Origin of the sequence: Butyrivibrio sp. AE3004 (genome assembly GCF_000703165.1) — a bacterium.
In the GTDB taxonomy this organism is placed as follows: Bacteria; Bacillota; Clostridia; order Lachnospirales; family Lachnospiraceae; genus Butyrivibrio.
Genome location: NZ_JNLQ01000002.1, coordinates 3025187 through 3044506, shown reverse-complemented (window position 1 = coordinate 3044506; position 19320 = coordinate 3025187). Strand labels below are relative to the sequence as shown.

General features: G+C 39.9%; 13 protein-coding genes. 7 read left to right on the top strand and 6 right to left on the bottom strand.

All coding sequences use genetic code 11. The annotated features are described in order from the left end of the window. Positions 1-261: 261 nt before the first annotated feature. A complete protein-coding gene (gene nifJ, locus BV60_RS0116045) occupies positions 262-3789 on the top strand; it encodes a pyruvate:ferredoxin (flavodoxin) oxidoreductase (RefSeq protein ID WP_029323366.1) in 3528 nt (1175 codons plus the stop codon). Between the two features lie 198 nt (positions 3790-3987). Here the strand turns inward: nifJ and BV60_RS0116040 are convergent, their stop codons facing one another. Beyond that, a complete protein-coding gene (locus BV60_RS0116040) occupies positions 3988-4746 on the bottom strand; it encodes an adaptor protein MecA (protein ID WP_029323365.1) in 759 nt (252 codons plus the stop codon). Between the two features lie 1037 nt (positions 4747-5783). Here BV60_RS0116040 and BV60_RS0116035 point away from each other — a divergent pair. The 5 genes from BV60_RS0116035 to BV60_RS0116015 all read left to right on the top strand — a co-directional run bounded on the left by BV60_RS0116035 (position 5784) and on the right by BV60_RS0116015 (position 11013). Continuing rightward, positions 5784-7496, top strand: coding sequence for a glycosyl hydrolase family 18 protein (locus BV60_RS0116035; protein WP_029323364.1), 1713 nt, complete (start codon positions 5784-5786; stop codon positions 7494-7496). A 107-nt stretch (positions 7497-7603) separates the two neighbouring features. Next, positions 7604-8662 carry an L-threonylcarbamoyladenylate synthase gene (locus tag BV60_RS0116030; RefSeq protein WP_029323363.1) on the top strand — a complete coding sequence of 353 codons (1059 nt, stop codon included), beginning with the start codon at positions 7604-7606 and terminating at the stop codon, positions 8660-8662. An 88-nt stretch (positions 8663-8750) separates the two neighbouring features. Beyond that, on the top strand, positions 8751-9200 hold the full coding sequence (gene rpiB, locus BV60_RS0116025; RefSeq protein WP_029323361.1) for a ribose 5-phosphate isomerase B: 450 nt from the start codon (positions 8751-8753) through the stop codon (positions 9198-9200). A 56-nt stretch (positions 9201-9256) separates the two neighbouring features. Next, complete coding sequence (locus tag BV60_RS0116020) at positions 9257-9739, top strand: deoxycytidylate deaminase (RefSeq protein WP_029323360.1); 483 nt, start codon at positions 9257-9259, stop codon at positions 9737-9739. Between the two features lie 14 nt (positions 9740-9753). After that, on the top strand, positions 9754-11013 hold the full coding sequence (locus BV60_RS0116015; protein ID WP_029323358.1) for a cell wall hydrolase: 1260 nt from the start codon (positions 9754-9756) through the stop codon (positions 11011-11013). On the opposite strand, the gene BV60_RS0116010 is transcribed toward BV60_RS0116015, so the two are convergent. After that, the gene (locus tag BV60_RS0116010; protein ID WP_242840995.1) at positions 11007-11498 is read right to left on the bottom strand and encodes a DUF402 domain-containing protein; all 492 of its coding nucleotides are present in this window, start codon (positions 11496-11498) and stop codon (positions 11007-11009) included. The genes BV60_RS0116015 and BV60_RS0116010 overlap by 7 nt on opposite strands. A 104-nt stretch (positions 11499-11602) precedes the next feature. Here BV60_RS0116010 and BV60_RS0116005 point away from each other — a divergent pair, with 104 nt between their 5' ends. Continuing rightward, the gene (locus BV60_RS0116005) at positions 11603-14161 is read left to right on the top strand and encodes a hypothetical protein (protein ID WP_029323356.1); all 2559 of its coding nucleotides are present in this window, start codon (positions 11603-11605) and stop codon (positions 14159-14161) included. 49 nt (positions 14162-14210) lie between these two features. Here BV60_RS0116005 and BV60_RS0116000 read toward each other — a convergent pair whose 3' ends face one another. The 4 genes from BV60_RS0116000 to murC all read right to left on the bottom strand — a co-directional run bounded on the left by BV60_RS0116000 (position 14211) and on the right by murC (position 19204). Continuing rightward, complete coding sequence (locus BV60_RS0116000) at positions 14211-15410, bottom strand: ribose-phosphate pyrophosphokinase (protein WP_029323354.1); 1200 nt, start codon at positions 15408-15410, stop codon at positions 14211-14213. A gap of 12 nt (positions 15411-15422) precedes the next feature. Continuing rightward, entirely contained in the window at positions 15423-16391 is a 969-nt protein-coding gene (locus BV60_RS0115995; RefSeq protein ID WP_029323352.1) for an ATP-binding protein, read from the bottom strand. A gap of 76 nt (positions 16392-16467) precedes the next feature. After that, positions 16468-17487, bottom strand: a complete 1020-nt coding sequence (locus BV60_RS0115990) for a DnaD domain protein (protein ID WP_051656797.1) — start codon at positions 17485-17487, stop codon at positions 16468-16470. Positions 17488-17818: 331 nt separating this feature from the next. Further along, a complete protein-coding gene (gene murC, locus BV60_RS0115985; RefSeq protein ID WP_029323348.1) occupies positions 17819-19204 on the bottom strand; it encodes a UDP-N-acetylmuramate--L-alanine ligase in 1386 nt (461 codons plus the stop codon). Positions 19205-19320: the final 116 nt, after the last annotated feature.

Below are 19320 nucleotides of genomic sequence, written 5' to 3'. Positions count from 1 at the left end.
ATTTAACGATAAGTTTTATCAACGAAGCGTTAGTTTATAAAAGATTTATTTTTTTTATATTTTCGTTATTTTGTTTAGAAAAATTATCAGGGTGAAAGCCGTAGAAATGGCTTGATTGCGTTGACTTTGAGAAATCACAATGTTAGAATTTAAATTGCGCTTAGAGCGTACATTAGCGATTTTACGGCATAGGTGTGTAAAAGCTTAACATGCCTATCCTGAAAATCCATATTAATCTTATTAAAGGTAGGAGGAATACAAATGGCAAGAAACATGAAAACCATGGACGGCAACGAAGCAGCAGCTTATGCTTCATATGCATTTACTGAAGTTGCAGCCATGTACCCGATCACACCTTCATCAGTTATGCCTGAGCATGTTGATGAGTGGGCTACTGCCGGCAAGAAGAACATCTTCGGTCGCACAGTACAGATCACAGAAATGCAGTCAGAGGCAGGTGCAGCAGGTGCTGTACACGGATCTCTAGTAGCAGGTGCTCTTACATCTACTTATACTGCATCACAGGGACTTCTTCTTATGATCCCTGATATCTACAAGGTAGCAGGTGAGCGTCTTCCCGGTGTGTTCAATGTATCAGCTCGTTGCGTAGCTTCACATGCGCTGAACATCTTTGGTGATCATTCTGACGTCTATGCATGTCGCCAGACGGGTGCAGCAATGCTCTGCAGCTCAAGTGTACAGGAGGTAATGGATCTTACACCTGTTTCTTATATGGCTGCTATCGAGGGCAAGCTCCCGTTCATTAACTTCTTTGATGGTTTCCGTACATCACACGAAATCCAGAAGATCGAGGTTTGGGACTATAAGGATCTCGATGAGATGGTAAATCACGAGGCAATTGACGAGTTCAAGGCTAACGCTCTTAACCCGAATCACCCTCGTCAGATGGGTTCAGCTCAGAACCCTGATATCTTCTTCCAGGCAAGAGAAGCTTGCAACACAGGTTATGATGAGCTTCCTGCAATTGTTCAGAAGTACATGGACAAGGTTAATGCTAAGCTTGGAACAGATTACAAGCTCTTTAACTACTACGGAGATGCAAACGCTGAGACAATCATCGTTGCTATGGGTTCCGTAAACGATACAATCGAAGAGACAATCGACTATCTTGCTAAGCAGGGCCAGAAGGTCGGCGTAGTAAAGGTTAGACTTTATCGTCCTTTCGATGCTAAGGCACTTGTTGATGCTATCCCTGCAAGCGTTAAGAGAATTGCAGTTCTTGACAGAACTAAGGAGCCCGGATCATACCGTGAGCCTCTTGCTCTTGATGTTATCGCGGCTCTTAAGGGTACAAAGTTCGAGTCAGTTCCTGTAATGTGCGGACGTTACGGTCTTGGTTCAAAGGATACAACTCCTGAGCAGATCGTTGCTGTTTACAACAACACAGATAAAGAACAGTTCACAATCGGTATCAATGATGATGTTACACATCTTTCACTTGATGCAGGTGCTCCACTTGTTACAACTCCTGAGGGAACAACAAACTGTAAGTTCTGGGGTCTTGGTGCTGACGGTACTGTTGGTGCTAACAAGAACTCTATCAAGATCATTGGTGATAACACAGACATGTATGCTCAGGCATACTTCGATTATGACTCCAAGAAGTCAGGCGGTGTTACAATGTCTCACCTTAGATTTGGTAAGACTCCTATTAAGTCAACTTACCTTATCAAGAAGGCTAACTTTGTAGCTTGCCACAATCCTTCATATATCCGCAAGTTCAACATGGTTCAGGAACTTGTTGATGGAGGATCATTCCTTCTTAACTGCCCTTGGACAGTAGATCAGCTTGAGACTGAGATTCCCGGACAGGTTAAGAAGTTCATGTATGATCACAAGATCAACTTCTACATCATGAATGGTTCTAAGATTGGTGTTGAAGTAGGTATGGGTCCTACAAGAATTAACACAATCCTTCAGTCTGCATTCTTCAACATCACAAAGATCATTCCTGAAGATGATGCAATCAAGTTCATGAAGGATGCTGCTCAGAAGACTTACGGCCGTAAGGGTGAAGACGTAGTTAAGAAGAACTGGGATGCTATCGATGCCGGTGCTGATCCGAAGAACCTTATCAAGGTTGAGATTCCGGAGAGCTGGAAGGATGCTAAGGACGAAGGCCTTGAGTTCACAGAAGCTAAGGGCGATCGCAAGGACGTTGTAGATTTCGTTAATAACATCCAGTCGAAGGTTAATTCTCAGGAAGGTAACACTCTTAAGGTTTCTGACCTTCTTCCTTATGTTGATGGTTCCACACCTAGTGGATCTGCTGCATTCGAGAAGAGAGGTATTGCAGTTAACGTTCCGAAGTGGGATGCTACAAAGTGCGTAGAGTGCGGCTTCTGCTCACTCGTTTGTCCTCACGCTGCAATCAGAACAGTTGCTCTTACAGATGAAGAAGTTGCAGCTGCACCTGAAGGACTTCAGACAAAGGATCTCAATGGAGTTCCCGGATACAAGTTCTCAGTTGTTATCTCTGCACTTGATTGTACAGGATGTGGCTCATGTGCTAATGTCTGCGTTGGTAACAAGGCTGGCGAGACACTTAAGATGGGCGCTATTGCTGCTAACAAAGATGAGCAGAAGTACTTCGACTATGCTGTTAAGACTCCTGTTAAGACAGAAGTTGTTGAGAAGCTTAAAGAGACAACTATCAGAGGTTCACAGTTCAAGCAGCCTCTCCTTGAGTTCTCAGGCGCTTGCGCAGGTTGTGGTGAGACACCTTATGTTAAACTTGTTACTCAGCTCTTTGGTGACAGAATGTATGTTGCTAATGCTACGGGATGTACATCAATCTGGGGTAACTCTTCACCTTCAACACCTTACACAGTAAATGCTAAGGGCCAGGGTCCTGCATGGGATAACTCTCTGTTTGAAGATAATGCTGAGTTTGGTTTCGGTATGGTTCTTGCACAGAACGCACTCCGTGACGCTATCAAGGAAAAGGTTGAAGAGATCGTAGCTGCCGGTGGTTCTGCTAAGGATGCAGCTCAGAAGTATCTTGATACATTTGCAAATGGCGCAACAAACACAGCTGCTACAGAAGAGCTCGTAGCTGCACTCGCAGGTGATAGCTCAGATGCTGCTAAGTATGTTGTTAAGAATAAAGACTTTGCTGCTAAGAAGTCACAGTGGATCTTCGGTGGTGACGGTTGGGCATTCGATATCGGTTTCGGTGGTCTTGATCACGTACTTGCTTCCGGTAAGGATGTAAATGTTCTCGTTGTTAACACAGAGGTTTACTCAAATACAGGCGGACAGTCTTCAAAGGCTACTCCTACAGGTGCTGTTGCTCAGTTCGCTGCAGGCGGTAAGGAGATCAAGCAGAAGGATCTTGCTTCAATCGCAATGAGCTATGGTTATGTATATGTTGCTCAGATCGCTATGGGTGCTGATATGAACCAGACACTTAAGGCAATCGCTGAGGCAGAGGCATATCCGGGACCTTCACTTATCATCGCTTATGCTCCTTGTATCAACCAGGGTCTTAAGGCCGGCATGAACAAGGTTATGGACGAAGAGAAGAAGGCAGTTGCTACAGGATACTGGCATATGTTCAGATTCAATCCTGCTGCAGAGCAGAAGTTCACTCTTGACAGCAAGGCTCCTACAGAGGAGTATCAGGACTTCCTTGATGGTGAGGTTAGATACCTTTCACTTAAGCTCAAGAATCCTGAGAGAGCACAGAAGCTCTATGCTAAGTCAAAGGAGAACGCACAGGAGCGTCTTGACTACCTCAACAAGCTCGTAACTCTTTACTCTAAGTAATTTCTCGCGAGCGTGTAAACATAGTTTCACAAAATAATTAAAGGCTTCGGAGAGCAATCTCCGGAGCCTTTTTAAATAAATATTTAAGAAAATTGATTACGTTTATAAAAAACCTTCCTAAGATGAGGAAGGTTTTAATAAGCAGATACGGTTAATGTGAAATTTCTAAAAATGGGGATACCATGAAGGCATAAATTTTTAAATCTGAGAGAGCTTTTGAATTGCGTCGTCTCTGATGATAACAGTGTAATGCTCTTCAAGGTATTGCTCACTGATTGAACTTGAGGATTCTGACTTTCCGTATTCAGAAAGTACAGTACACAGTTTCTGCAGAGTTGCAGCTGATTCTCCGTCAGGATGAATCAGAAGATAAAGTCTGCTATTTGAGTCATTTTTATATAAGGTATTTCTTACTGAGACAGAAACATTATTGAGTGAGGCAAATTGCATTACATCATGCATCGATCCAAATGAGAAAAGGAAGAAAGGTTCAACGTGGCTTTTTCCGACTGCTCCGGCAACCTTTCCTTTAGCGGGGGGGTCCTTGCTAAGTACCTGATCAATGAGATCTGAGTCAGTTGCGGATTCGTTTTTAAGTCGTTGGAAAAGATCCATAACATCTTCTTCGTTATCCTCATCGGCATCAGTGCCGGATATTTCACTTTGAAGTGAAGGCGAGAAGTTGGCAAAACGAGTATCCAATTCCTCGGGGTCTTCAACTTTGGTTATAATGAGAACGATGCACTCGGAATTGATAGGAACTGCTTCAATCATAAGCGGAATATCCTCCGCATCAAATCCAAACTGATAATTAGCCTGTTGCATCATATCGCGGAATAAATCTTTGGCTTTATCTGTCCCATATGCAAGCTCGCTTATTTTTAGCTCTCTGCTTGCGAGATCTTCCTTTGTAAGTGTGCATCGAATCTGATAATCATTAACGCGTTCGATTTTCATGCGATGCCCTCCATATGAAAAATAGTAGAATTATAGTAATTGTAAGTTATGGTTATTAAATGTTAAATGAAACAACATCATTAGTCAATAGATGTATCGGTAAGTTTTTGAAATACATTCATAAGATAAAAATAATAAAATATAAAAAGTTTGAAAAATATTATTGACAATGTGATGATGGTGGTGTATATTACATAATCGTGGTGCCTCTGTAATAAGTATCAGGGAGGAGGCATGGTACACAACAGTTTAATATTTTTATTGTTCCACACGGTCTGTGTGGGATGTCTTACAAGATCAACCGAGTATCTCGGAAGAAATCAAAAAAATTACCTGTTTTTTATATTTTTTAATTCAAATCAACAACAATAACCAACTTGCAGGAATTTATTTTTTGAAAGATGAAGTTTGTGATACGCAAGAGGCACCAGTGCCCATCCGATGATCTTCATTTTTACTGATTTCTTTTGTTTTTCGTCTAAAGTAACCTCAGACAATAAAGCCGCTTGGGAAATTATCACTAAGGTAAGTTTTAAATTTATAGCAATCACTTCCTTTTGAATCTGAAGTTAATGTATCTTACAAGAATTCCAGTTGATAATCGTCATAGATCCCGTATCCTTTTTCAGGTAAGTAAAACATGACCGGGATTGGGTATTTGCAAAGGATTGGTCAAAGTTTGTTAAAGTCGTTTATTTATAAATATGTATACTGAACAGACAAAAATGGTTGGCCCCACCACCAGAAGCATTCGTTAAATAATAGTGTACTTAATAGTACCGGGTATTATCAAAGAATATGAAGTATTGTTTAGAAATATTACCGGCACAAGACCTGAATTTGCAAAATTTCGACATAAGTTTAAGGATGAAAAATTAAGCAACAGTACAAGTGAAATCATCATGTGATGGATTTTTTACAACCCAAATTATTTATAACAAAAATAGAATTAAGACAATCAACCTAAAATCTACATGGCTATCTTAGTTATGGGATTTGTGGTAAAATAATGGGCGATTGGAAGGAGTCGGTAATAGATGAAGAAAAAGATTAAACCGGTGATTTTCATAATCGCCCTTATTGTATTTATTGGACTTATATATGCCGGACAAGTTGCGTTTGAGCATTTTTCATATTCAAGAGAAAAAGCAGACCTTAATGATTATTATCAACTGACTGATCCTACACAGGCAGTTCTTTTTGTTGATGATGAACTTAAGGAAGAAAAGGCAACCTGTTTTAATGGTGTGTTCTATTTAAGCTTTGATCTGGTACAGAAATATATAAGTAATAGATTTTATTACGGAGTATTAGACGGAATTCTTGTTTACACAGGACCGAATGAGATCTTTACTACATCTGTCGGGGAATCTGTTGTTACAAAAACGGACGGATCAAATGAAGATCTTGGGTATACGACCTGCATGCAGGAAGGAGATACTCTTTTTGTAGCTGTGAAATATCTGGAAAGATATACAGATATGTCCTCACAGAGCTTTTCGGATGAAGGTCCTGCAAGAATAAGGATTTATTCTAAGCGTGGAGATGAGCTTCAGGTAGGAAATTTAAAAAAGAAGATAGCACTAAGAAAGCTTGGTGGAAGAAAGAGTGAGATAGTATCCTATGCTGAGGGGCAGGTTACTGTCGTTGAACAGATGGAGGAATGGTCGAGAGTAGTATCCGGTGATGCTCATATCGGTTATGTTGAAAACAAATATATCAAGGATATAGCGCCTGCTTCTATAGAAGGATTTGAAACTGAAAAGCTTGATCTTGGTGAGTACACATCGATTAAACTGGGCACAAAGGCGAATGTCGGATTCCATCCTATAGGTGGAATAGCAGGAAATGAAACGGTTTCCGGAATTATATCACAAACAAAGAGTCTTAATGTTATTGCCCCTACCTGGTTTTCTCTTTCCGATACTGAGGGTAATATTTCAAGCTATGCAACAAATGATTATATAACGACTGCTCATGCTAACGGTTTGCAGGTGTGGGCTGTTGTGGATAATTTTAATAACGATAATAAGCCGGATACAGAAACTGTATTATCACATGCCTCATCCCGTGCAAACCTGATATCTAATCTTATACAAAAGCAGTCAGAGTATGGTTTTGAGGGAATAAATGTCGATTTTGAGCTTATAAATGAAAGCTATGCGGATTCTTATCTCGAATTTATTAGGGAACTCTCTGTTGCATGTCGCAGGAACGGAATAATCCTTTCAATTGATGATTATGTTCCAATGGATTTTAATGATCATTATGATCTTAAGGAGCAGGGGATTGTTTGTGATTACGTTGTTATAATGGGATATGATGAGCACTATGCAGGTTCAAAAGAGGCAGGATCTGTTGCCTCAATAAACTATGTTCAGACAGGAATAACAAAAGCACTTGATGAAGTTCCTGCAGAAAAGCTTATTAATGCAATACCTTTTTACACAAGATTATGGACTACAAGTGGAGGTGAGCTAAGCAGCAAAGCCTTACATATGAGTGGTGCTGAAAATGTCATTTCGGAAAAGGGAATGGAGATGAAGTGGGACGAGACTACCTGTCAGTACTATGGTGAAGCTACGGATTCAAATGGTGATTTTTATCAGATTTGGAATGAAGAGGCAAGATCAATTGAGGCTAAGCTGAACGTGATGCAAAGCGCAGGTGTTGCAGGAGTCGCAGAATGGGCTCTTGGTTTCGAAAATGCTGATGTGTGGGACGTTATAGCAAATTATATGGCCCAATAATCTGTAGCCTGTATTAGTGATATTAAAGAAAAAGATAAAGCCTGTTTTTATAGAAGAAATATAAAAAAGAAGATTTGAATAAGAAAAGAAGTACAAAGAAGAAATAAATGGAAACAATTGTTGAAGTAATAGATGAATTAAACATTGATGACAAAGCGTGCATGGCTTTGGAAAAAGCCGGTGAAATTATTAAAAATGGTGGGCTTGTAGCCTTCCCTACCGAGACGGTTTATGGTCTTGGAGGAGATGCGCTTAATCCTGAGTCTTCGAAGAAAATATATGCAGCGAAAGGCAGACCATCAGATAATCCACTTATTGTACATGTGGCAGATATGCAGTCTTTGGAAAAAATAGTAAAAGAAATACCTGATGCTGCATATAAACTTGCGGATGTGCTTTGGCCGGGACCTTTAACAATGATCATGAATAAATCTGATGCCGTTCCTTATGAAACTACAGGAGGGCTTGATACTGTAGCAATCAGAATGCCAAGCAATAAGATCGCAGCTGAACTGATAAGACAGTCAGGTGGATATATAGCTGCTCCCAGTGCAAATCTTTCAGGCAGACCAAGCCCTACAGAGGCAAAATATTGTGTTGAGGATCTGAACGGAAGAGTTGAGATGATAATTGACGGAGGCGCAGTTGGAATTGGCCTTGAATCTACAATCATTGATCTTACGGTAGATACACCGATGATTCTTCGCCCCGGCTACGTCACAAAAAAGATGCTTGAGGATATTCTTGGAGGCATCAGCATAGATAAAACTATACTGAGTGCTGAAAGCGGAGTAAAACCTAAAGCTCCGGGAATGAAGTATAGACATTATGCCCCAAAGGGAGATCTCACAATTGTGGAAGGTGAGCCTTTGCAGGTTACAAAATACATAAATGAACAGATCATGCAACATATTGCTGAGGGTGTTAAAACCGGAGTTATTGCCACAACAGAAACTGCGGGTCTGTATAAGGCGGATGTCATAAAATGTGCAGGAAGCCGTGATGACGAGGAAGAGATTGCCAGAAATCTTTTTAGTATACTTAGGCAGTTTGATGATGAACAGGTTGAATGTATGTTTTCTGAAGCATTTGATGAAAATGGTATAGGGCAGGCTATAATGAACAGATTACTTAAGGCAGCAGGACATAAAGTGATAAAAGTCTGACTTCTTGAGCATATTTTCATTTTGGATTGTTTATGTAAAAATTGCTGATGAAGCAGCAATTAAAATATAGAAGAGGAGAATATGAAAAATGATAGCACTTGGAAGTGACCATGGTGGATTTGACATTAAACAGGTGGTAATTGAGCATTTAAAGGAGAGAGGTATCGAATATAAGGATTTCGGTACTTATGATAAGAATTCCTGTGACTATCCGATATTCGGAAGAAAGGCAGCAGAGGCAGTAGCAAGCGGAGAGTGTGAAAAAGGAATAGTTATCTGTACTACAGGTATTGGCATCTCTATCGTTGCAAATAAAGTTAAGGGTATTAGGTGTGCATTATGTAGCGAACCTCATTCAGCCAGACTTACCAGAGAGCATAATGATGCAAATGTACTTGCAATGGGTGGAGCACTTATTGGACCTGATATGGCAATTGATATAGTAGACACATTTTTGGATACTGAGTTCTCCGGACTTGAAAAGCATGTTCGCAGAATTTCTGAGATTTCCGAAATGGAGCCTGATACTGTGCAATAATTCGAAGTATGATTTGGGAATGGTATCGGAAACAGACCTAAGGGGAGGCTAATTGTATGAAAAGAGAAGATTACATATCCTGGGATGAGTATTTTATGGGTGTTGCCAAGCTGGCTGCCATGCGTTCAAAGGATCCAAACACGCAGGTTGGAACCTGTATTGTAAGTCAGGATAACAAGATTTTATCTATGGGGTATAATGGATTTCCTATAGGGTGCGATGACGATACTTTTCCGTGGGAGAGAGACGGAGAGGACGAGCTGGCAACCAAATATCCATTTGTTACGCATAGTGAGTTAAATGCAATTCTTAATTACAGAGGCGGAAGTCTTGATGGGGCAAAGCTCTATGTATCTCTTTTTCCATGTAACGAATGTGCTAAAGCCATTATCCAATCGGGTATAAAGGAAGTGGTTTACGATAGTGATAAGTACAGCTCTTCTGCTGCTACCAGAGCATCCAAGAAGATGTTTGATGCAGCAGGAGTTAAGTATCATGCGTACAGCAGATCGGGTAAAAATATACATATAGAAATTTGATCAGGGGAAATGTTTTGAAAGGTTATAAAGGGCGAGGTTTAAGGCTTTTTGCGATAGCTCTGTTACTTATATCATGTATAAATGCAGAGGGAAACCCTGCTAAGGTACATGCTACAGAGGCTACTAAGAAAGCATTGGAGGAAGCAAAGGATAAACTTAATAAGACCAAGGATCAGCTTAATGATACTAAGGATCAACTCAGCGATACCAAGGACCAGCTTAATGATAAAAAGGAAGATATCTCAACTTTACATCAGGAAAAAAATGTACTTGAGGATAAGCTGAGTGATTTGAATGATAAATTAAGCGAGGTCAGTGACAATCTGGCAGACCTTGAGACTCAGATTGATGAGAAAGAAGATGAGATCAGCATTACCCAGGAAGAATTGGCACAGGCTATCAATACAAGGGATGAACAGTATGCTGCTATGAAGAAGCGTGTAAGGTTCATTTATGAAAAAGAGAATTTTGTGGTACTTGATATGCTTTCTAATATAGGTGACTTTGCTGAATTTCTCAATCACAGTAATTATATTGCATCTCTTTCCGCATATGACAGGAAGATGCTTGAACTGTATAAAGAAACATGTGTAAATATTGATGCTAAAGAAAAGAGTCTTCAGGCAGAAAAAGAAGAGCTGGACGAATGCAAGGTTAAGGTTGAAGAAGAGCAGACCAGAGTTTCGGGACTTGTAGATAAAACAAGCGGAAGTATTAATGAATATAAGAAGAATATTTCCACTGCCGAGTCTGAGGCCAGAGATATAGAAGAGCAGGCAAGGGAATATGAAGCAAAGGCCAGAGCGTATGAAGATCAGGTTGAAGAGCAAAACGCAGATGTAAAAGCGCTTGAGGCCAAGCTTGCTGAAGAAATAAGATTGTCCAAATTGGCAGCAAAATCAAAATGGAGAAATATATCTGAAGTTTCTTTTGCAGAAGGAGACAGATATCTTCTGGCAAATCTGATTTATTGTGAAGCAGGTGCTGAGCCATATGAAGGCAAGGTTGCGGTTGGCGCAGTAGTAATAAACAGAGTTTTGAGCTCTGTTTATCCTGATACTGTGGTTGGTGTTATTTATCAATCGGGACAGTTTTCGCCTGTTGCAAGCGGACGCCTTGCGCTGGCACTTGCCAACGGCAGCGCAACAGAAGCCTGTTATCAGGCAGCAGATGCTGCTATGGGCGGGGCTACCAATGTAGGAAACTGTGTATATTTCAGAACACCTATACCCGGTCTTAAGGGTATAAACATTGGTGGGCATGTATTCTACTGATTTGCGGAAAGCGCTTTGATTATCGGTGCTTCAAGCGCAGAGATGCTGTTTTCATAAATGGCATCCATGAGGTCACCAAGAGAATTAAGCGCTTTTTTCATTTGGTGTTCATCGATCAGCTTTTGCTCAAAAGCATCAGCGAGCTCGTCGAGATCAACAATACGTATCTTGCCATCGGGATATATTACAACGTCAGCAAGAAGATCCAGAGTAAGTATTGAATTTTCTTCAGGACCTTTCTGGTAATCAACAATATCGCAATACCAGTACATCAGACTGGAATCTGCCCGATAAAATTTGCTCACCTTGTAGCCTCGTTTTAAATAATAACAGGAATAACCGTGTGACAGATCAGACCTTGGATGGATTGCTTCCCATGCGGTAACAATGGTGTTATCATCACATTGCAGGATACGATCTTTTTTTAGTAGTACACACTCATTTGGAATAATACGTTTGCGGTAAAGAACAGGGTAACTCATCATTCCCCCAATCTGCGCTTTTGCGCTGGCTATAAACGTTTAAAAGTTAGAAAAATATTAACTCTATGAGTGAAAGAAGTCAATGGAATTAAGGCATAGGATTTATAATGAAGAAATTTATCATTAAAGCAATATATACAATTATTGTTTTTGTTTTATCTCTTTTTATTATAGGGCATTTTACAAATGTTGAGACTGTTGATATGACGGCAAAGATGGAAGCGCCAACTTTTCCGACAGTTACATTTGACTTTGGAGGAAGAGAAGTCAATCTTCTGCATGGATATGCTACTGAAATGGAAGTAGCGCATATGCGTGGAGATATTATTACTACAAGCGCTTCCAGGGGCGTTTCATTTAAAATGAACACTTATGGCGAAGATGTAACCGGGCTCAAATTTGAGATTAGACAGGCAGCAGGAAATGGTCTGGTAGAGAATACCGAGATTACAGATATCAACACTGAGGGCGATATTATAAGCGGAAGTTTTCAGATAAAAGATCTTATAGACGCGGGTAAGGAGTACATGCTGGTAATTCTTGCCGATGTAAATGGGAAAACTGCCCGATATTATACAAGGGTAATCTGGCCGGAGAATGAGGATTCTTTTCATGCTGATGAGGCAATTGATTTTGCGTTGAATTTTTCCAATATGAGTTTTGAAAAAGGAGATGCTTCTTCTGAATTGTCAAAATACCTTGAATCAAATGCTGAGGGAGATAATACTTCATTTAGTCATGTAACAATAAATAGCAGTTACGATCAGGTTAAATGGGGTAATCTTAATATAGTTAACCATACAGAACCCAAAATAAAGGTTCGAGACATTCAGTCACAGACATCAACGATCGGTCTTGAATATCAGGTGACTCAGAAAATTGAGGATGGATCTGAAAAACTGTATAACGTTAAAGAGGCATACAGAATCAGGTATACAACCGATAGGATTTATCTTTTGAATTTTGACAGAACAATGAACTATGTGTTCAGTGCTGATACATCAGATATAACGGACAATGTTATCAGTTTGTGGATTACCGATCCAAACGTGTCGATCGGGGAAAGTGAAGGTGGAGGCATTTTCGCATTCATCAGTGAGGACAGACTTTACGTTTATAATAGTAATGAAAACAAGATTGCGATGGTATTTGGATTTTATGATGACGATAACAATGATGACAGGGCAACTTTCCAGGGGAATACCATTCATATTCTAAGTGTTGACGAAACGGGAAATGTAGAATTTGCAGTATCAGGTTATATGAACAGAGGAGATCACGAGGGCTGCGTCGGAAATGCTATTTACAAATATGATTCACAGCTAAATACTATTGAGGAAATGGTCTTTGTTCCATCCACATTGCATCAGGATATTGTGAGGGCCTATTCGGAAAACATCCTTTATGTTAGTAAGAATGGGGATCTTTTTATCAAATCCGACGGTGATGTATATATGATAAATCTGGACCAGAGAACACAGAAAAACCTCATTGAAAATCTTTCAGAGGACAGATATTCTCAGTCAGAGTCCGGAAGTATAATAGCCTGGCAGGATGAGAGTAAGAAAACTGTTCAAATTATGAATCTAAGTACACAGGCACAATCGGAAATTAAGGCTGAGCAGGGTGACCTTGTCAGAGTACTTGGTTTTATGGGTGAAGATCTGGTTTATGGAATGGTTCATGAGGCTGATGTCCATACGGATCGTATGGGTACAACCGTATATGGTATGTACAGTGTTCATATTGTGGACAGTGAAGGCAATACTTTGGAGAACTATACTCCTTCTCAAGGAGTTGTTACGGGTATTTCCATAGAAGATAATCTGATCAGGCTTTCCCGTGCTCAGTGGAATGAGGGAAGCGGGCTTTATGATGAACTGATAGATGATCAGATAATGAATACTTTGAAGAAGGAAGTTGGAAGTAATCATATTACTATTGCAGCTACTGATAATTACAAAAATATTACTCAGATAAAAGTTAAGAGTAATATTAAAACAAAATCGCTTATATTGCAGACTCCGAACATGACATTATATGAGGGTAGCAGAGAGGTTGAAATTAAGTCTGACAGAGATAAAGAAATCGAGCCATATTACTATGTGTATGGCCTTTACGGACTTTTAAAAGTTTATGATAATCCTGCAGCTGCCGTAAATCTGGCATATAATGCTCCGGGTGTGGTCATAAATGATGATAATCAGTATGTCTGGGTTAGAGGAAATCTTCTTACATCTAATCAGATCATGTATATTACAAATCTTGCTGCAGATTATGAGAATATGCAGGCTGAAGATTCAACAGGCGTATGCATAGATATGATTTTGCAGCATAAGGGAATAAGCATTAATACAAAGGCAATGCTGGAACAGGGTGAAGCAGTCGTAAACATTCTTAAGAACAGCCTTGTAGGAGCCAGGGTGCTTGAACTTGATGGCTGTCCTATGGAAGCAATGCTATATTATGTAAATCAGGATATACCGGTAATGGCTACTTTAAATGATGGAAACAGTATTCTTATTATCGGGTTTAATGATCTTAATACTGTTCTCCTTGAACCTTCGACAGGACAGGTATACAAGCTCGGAAGAGGAGATGCTACAACATTGTTTGAGAATAATGGTAACCACTTTATCACATATTTACCGGGCTTGGAAAACTAAAGAATAAACGTAAAAAACCTTCCCAACCGGGAAGGTTTTTATGTTTATATTATTTTACCTGTGTGTCAAGTTCACCTTTTTTATAACGGGCGATAATGCTGTTAATACGTTCTACCGGATTAAGAAGATCGCTGATAGATGCATCATGGTTAAGTGTATCTATAAGGTAGGCAATGTATTTACTCATATCGCAGCTTATGTACCATTCACGTGACAGAAGCTCGGGAGTCTGGTAAATCAGGTTTGTTGTAAGGACTCTGTCTATAAGTCCCTCTTCATAAGCTTTATCAAATTTGTCGAGACCACTTGTGAACAAACCAAATGTTGCGAAAGCGTAGATGTGAGCTGCTTTTCTTTGCTTTAATGCTTTAGCAACATCGAAGATGCTTTCACCGGATGAAATCATGTCATCAACAATAATTACATCTTTGTCCTCAACTGAGGTTCCGAGGAATTCATGAGATACAATAGGATTTCTGCCGTCAACGACCTGTGTATAGTCGCGCCTCTTATAGAACATTCCTACATCCAGCCCCATGACGCTTGCAAGATAGATAGCACGTCCCATACCACCTTCATCGGGTGATATTACCATCATGTGATCTGAATCAATCTGAAGACCATTGATGTTTCTGAGAAGAGCTTTTATAAACTGATAAGTCGTACGGACTGTTTCAAAACCGTTAAGAGGAATTGCGTTCTGTACTCTGGGATCATGTGCGTCAAAAGTAATTATGTTGTCGACGCCCATTCCTACAAGTTCCTGAAGGGCAATAGCACAGTCAAGAGATTCTCTTGAGGTACGTTTGTGCTGACGACTCTCATATAAGAAAGGCATGATGACTGTAATTCTTCTTGCCTTACCGCCTACAGCGGCGATTATTCTTTTAAGATCCTGATAATGATCATCAGGTGACATATGGTTTTCTTTTCCGAAAAGTGAATATGTAAGAGAGTGGTTGCATACATCAACCATAAGATAAAGGTCGTCACCTCTGACAGACTGTTTGATAACACCCTTAGCTTCACCGCTTCCAAATCTTGGTACCTCGGCGTTCAAAAGGTAGGATGGACGTTCATAACCTGTGAATGCAAGGCTTCCCTTGTGCTCATTTTCACGCTCCTGACGCCATTTTACCAGGTAGTAATCCACCTTTTCACCAAGTGACTCACATCCCTTTAATGGTATGATACCCAATGAACCAACGGGGATAGTTTCAAGGTTGCGTTTTTCTTCTCTTCTTGGCATCGCCAAAATTCCTCACTTTCTATTCTGTACCTTTTTCATGATGCGAATATCTTTACCTGTCAGCTTACAAAGATGATAGGAACTGGCAATCCGGGAAGATACTCGTTCTGAGTACATGGACTTAATATCGTCCAATGAAAAATTAGTTGTGATAATGGTAGATTTATTCCTGTTCATTCTCTCATTAATGCATGTGAAAAGTTGAGGGATAGACGTATTGGTAACATGTTCTGTCCCCAGATCATCAATAATGAGAAGGTCTGTATTGTATAAATCGTCGAACAAAGTCCGTAGCTCCTCGGATTTTTTGAAATCGAAGGAATTCGACTGTATAAGTGAAAAGAGTGATGCAGCGCTGAAATACAGCACGGAATGACCCATTTCAAGGATTTCTTTGGCAATACAAATCGAAAGGAACGATTTACCAGTACCAACTGTACCATAAAAGAGAAGATTTGGGTATAAACTTTCAAAATTCTTAATAAAATCTTTCGAAGTTTTAACCGCACCCAAAAAACGTTCCAGATCCTCGCCCTGATAATACTGATCTGACATAAGGGAAAAGTTTGCTTCTTCAGCAAGCTTATTTATGTTGGATTGCGCATAAAGACGTTCTATGATTTTTTGTTTGAAGCATACGCACTTTTCATTGTCTACATAGCCTGTATCTTTGCAGATTGGGCAATCATATTCCATCTCCAGGTAATCGTCGGAAAGACCTGCTTTTCGTAGCAGACTCTTTTTCTGTGCTGAAATGTCTTCAAGCTGTTTGTGAAGCTCGGATTTGTCAAGTTTCTCACCGCTTAAAAGGCGACGGCCGAAGGCTGCGCTTCTTTTTCCGGTTTCCTGTTCAAGAGCCAGATAACCCGGGACATGCTCTTCGACGTATTTGATACGTTGTGACAATTCGCTTCTTCTAAGTGTGCGAATCCTTTCATAATCATGCATAATCTCATCATATTGAGTATTTGTTAAAGCCATAGCTATTTTCTCTTCCCTCTGTGAGTAGTGTACAAAATGCACTTGGCGAGGTACTTAAAGCCCAGTGCCATAACAATTAATTATCAAGTAATTGCTGCTCGAGACTGCTAAGATCGTAGTCGTTTTGCTGGAACTGATGAAAGCGGTTATTTACTTTAACTGTATCATTCTTTCTGGCGGATTCTTTGGCATTTGTTTCTTTTCCAAATGCGGAATCAAGTTTTTTTACATCGCTAAGAGTCTTTACGCCTTCTTTGTACCAGCTTTTTAAAATGCCATCACAGTATTGCAGACGTTTAACCTGTGTCTGGAGTACTGTTCTTCTGCAAGCTTCGGTAATCAGAGTAAGTGAAAAACCATAGTCCTTCTGCCAACGATCAAAAAATTGAAGCTCGGCAGGAGTGGGAGCATTTTGCATACCAAGTTCTTTCATTATCTGATATGCAGCTCTGTTAGCGGAATTCTCTTGTGTTGCCTGAGAAATGGTTGTTATACCTTTCTCGTGCCAGTTCATGGCTATTTTGCGGACATAATCGAAGTCTTTCTTTCCCATGCTTGCGCAGTGCTGAAGAAGATAATCGATAAGATCCTCTGAAAATTCAAGCTCATCCTGGATATAATAAATGGTCTTGATCTCACCGGGATTCAAAGTACGTCCAAAATATTGTTCTGCTACAAAGAGCATTTGAGGATTATCCCTGTGCTCCTTCTTTTTTGCAGATGTGTTTTTAACAACAGAGTATCTTGGCTGTGATGCCGGTACGGACTGGTGTTCATTGCTGCTGTCGCTTATACGGACGGAATGGAGGTTTGTAACCTTAGCAGCCTTTTTGGGAACAATGTCCTGCATATGTATACCTATAAGCTGTCCCAGGGTATCAAATTCCAGACCGATAAGACCTAAATTTTCCCAATATGTTAGCGCACGCTGAACGTCTTTCTCGGTATAGTTAAACTTATCTGCAAGGTCAGAGACACTGGTAGCAGTGCCTGAACACATCATACGAAGAAGATAAAGGTAAACCTTTATCTCTGCGTCATTTGCTTCTGCAAGATATTCATCTATAAAAATATTGGAAATTGATGTTGTAGACATTATAGAATTTTGATTGATAGTAACTCGCCCCATCATGTGTTTCTTCACCCACTTTTTTCATATTTCTTTTTTAATTCTCTTCAATTCGTTTTGAATTATACACTGAATGAGGCTGTGTGCAAATGGGAAAAATGACGATAAAAATTCAGTGCAGGACTGGCTTTGCGGACTTTTGAACCTTTGTGGACAATGTGGATAACGTGGATTATTTTTATCAAAAATATAAAGAAAACCGCCAAATCACAAGGAAGTTTCCGAGTGACATTGGCGGAAGTTATCCACATAAAATTTTAATTAAATTGTACAAGACCAAAGTGGATAGAGTGGAAAATCAGAGTCCTAAAAGGTCATTTGCGATATCTACAACATTCCCTGCACCCATGGTTATCAACATGTCATCCTTCGTGCAATTTTGCAAAAGAAATTTTTCAATCTCATCAAAGGAAGGGAAATAGAAACATTCGTGACCGAGTGATTCGATTTTTTCCTTGAGAGTTCTGGAACTAATGCCCAGGTTGTCTGTTTCTCTGGCGGCATAGATGTCGGCGATTATCAGTTTATCGGCAGGCAGCAGAGCATTGGCAAATTCATCCATAAGAGCCTTGGTTCTTGTGAAAGTATGAGGCTGGAAAACAACCCACATATTTTTATGAGGGTAATTCCTGGCAGCATTAAGTGTTGCTGCTATTTCGGTGGGGTGATGAGCATAATCGTCTATTATAGTTACGCCGTCAACAGTGCCTTTGTATTCAAAACGTCTGTCTGTTCCGGTAAATGAGCAAAGACCGGATTTGATCTCGGCTTCAGGGATCTGGAATACATCCGCTGCAGCAGCAGCAGCCATGGCGTTACCAATATTGTGCCTGCCGGGGACCTTTAATGTTATGTCATAACCTGAGGAGTTTCTTCTATTAATATGAAAAGAAGCATTTCCAAAATCGTCATATTTGATATTGGTCGGATAATAGTCAAATTCATCCGAAAAACCATAGGTTTTAATATTGCAGCTAAGCCCCTCTGTCAGTTCGGAAAGTTTTGGTATTTCGCCGTTTATAACAAGTGTGCCACTTTCCGGAATAAGAGCAGCAAATTTTCTGAATGAATTTCTTATGTCATCCAAATCTTTGAAAAAATCCAGATGATCGGCATCAACGTTCAGAATTATGCCAACACCGGGAAAGAAGCTTAGGAAGCTGTTGGTGTATTCACAGGCCTCTGTAACAAAATATTTTGATGCACCGATTCTGATATTACCGCCGATGTCCTTCAGAAAACCACCTATTGAAATAGTAGGGTCAAGATTTCCTTCAAGCATTATTTTGGAGACCATTGCTGTTGTGGTGGTTTTACCATGTGTTCCGGCAACGGCAACAGGCAGGTAATAGTGCTTCATGATCTGTCCAAGAAGTTCAGCTCTTGTAAGCATCGGAATGCCGAGCTTTTTTGCTTTTGCAAATTCAGGATTATCAGGATGAATGGCAGCTGTATATACTACAAGGTCCGGAAGAGATGAATCATTGATGTTTTTTTCACCTTGTCCAATGAAAACTTTAATTCCGGCTTTTTCAAGGGCTTGTGTAGCTTCGGATTCGGCACGGTCTGAACCGCTTATTTTAAAGCCTCTGTCAGCCAGTACCATGGCAAGGCCACTCATGGAAATGCCTCCGATACCGATGAAATATACATTTATGGGATTATCAAAATTAATCTGATACATATGCATCCTTTCTTACTTTTTCAAGTAAAAACAGTAATTATTAATATCTTAAAGATACTACTTACAAATTATGATGTCAAAAAATGAAAAAACCTACAAAAGCTTAGAAAAAAAGC

What these genes read in the sequence shown, in the direction of transcription:
- murC (WP_029323348.1), bottom strand. Translation starts at nt 19,204, where the DNA reads ATGTATCAGATTAATTTTGATAATCCCATAAATGTATATTTCATCGGT.
- BV60_RS0116005 (WP_029323356.1), top strand. Translation starts at nt 11,603, where the DNA reads ATGAAGAAATTTATCATTAAAGCAATATATACAATTATTGTTTTTGTT.
- BV60_RS0116035 (WP_029323364.1), top strand. Translation starts at nt 5,784, where the DNA reads ATGAAGAAAAAGATTAAACCGGTGATTTTCATAATCGCCCTTATTGTA.
- BV60_RS0115995 (WP_029323352.1), bottom strand. Translation starts at nt 16,391, where the DNA reads ATGGCTTTAACAAATACTCAATATGATGAGATTATGCATGATTATGAA.
- BV60_RS0116030 (WP_029323363.1), top strand. Translation starts at nt 7,604, where the DNA reads ATGGAAACAATTGTTGAAGTAATAGATGAATTAAACATTGATGACAAA.
- rpiB (WP_029323361.1), top strand. Translation starts at nt 8,751, where the DNA reads ATGATAGCACTTGGAAGTGACCATGGTGGATTTGACATTAAACAGGTG.
- BV60_RS0116000 (WP_029323354.1), bottom strand. Translation starts at nt 15,410, where the DNA reads ATGCCAAGAAGAGAAGAAAAACGCAACCTTGAAACTATCCCCGTTGGT.
- nifJ (WP_029323366.1), top strand. Translation starts at nt 262, where the DNA reads ATGGCAAGAAACATGAAAACCATGGACGGCAACGAAGCAGCAGCTTAT.
- BV60_RS0115990 (WP_051656797.1), bottom strand. Translation starts at nt 17,487, where the DNA reads ATGTCTACAACATCAATTTCCAATATTTTTATAGATGAATATCTTGCA.
- BV60_RS0116040 (WP_029323365.1), bottom strand. Translation starts at nt 4,746, where the DNA reads ATGAAAATCGAACGCGTTAATGATTATCAGATTCGATGCACACTTACA.
- BV60_RS0116010 (WP_242840995.1), bottom strand. Translation starts at nt 11,498, where the DNA reads ATGATGAGTTACCCTGTTCTTTACCGCAAACGTATTATTCCAAATGAG.
- BV60_RS0116020 (WP_029323360.1), top strand. Translation starts at nt 9,257, where the DNA reads ATGAAAAGAGAAGATTACATATCCTGGGATGAGTATTTTATGGGTGTT.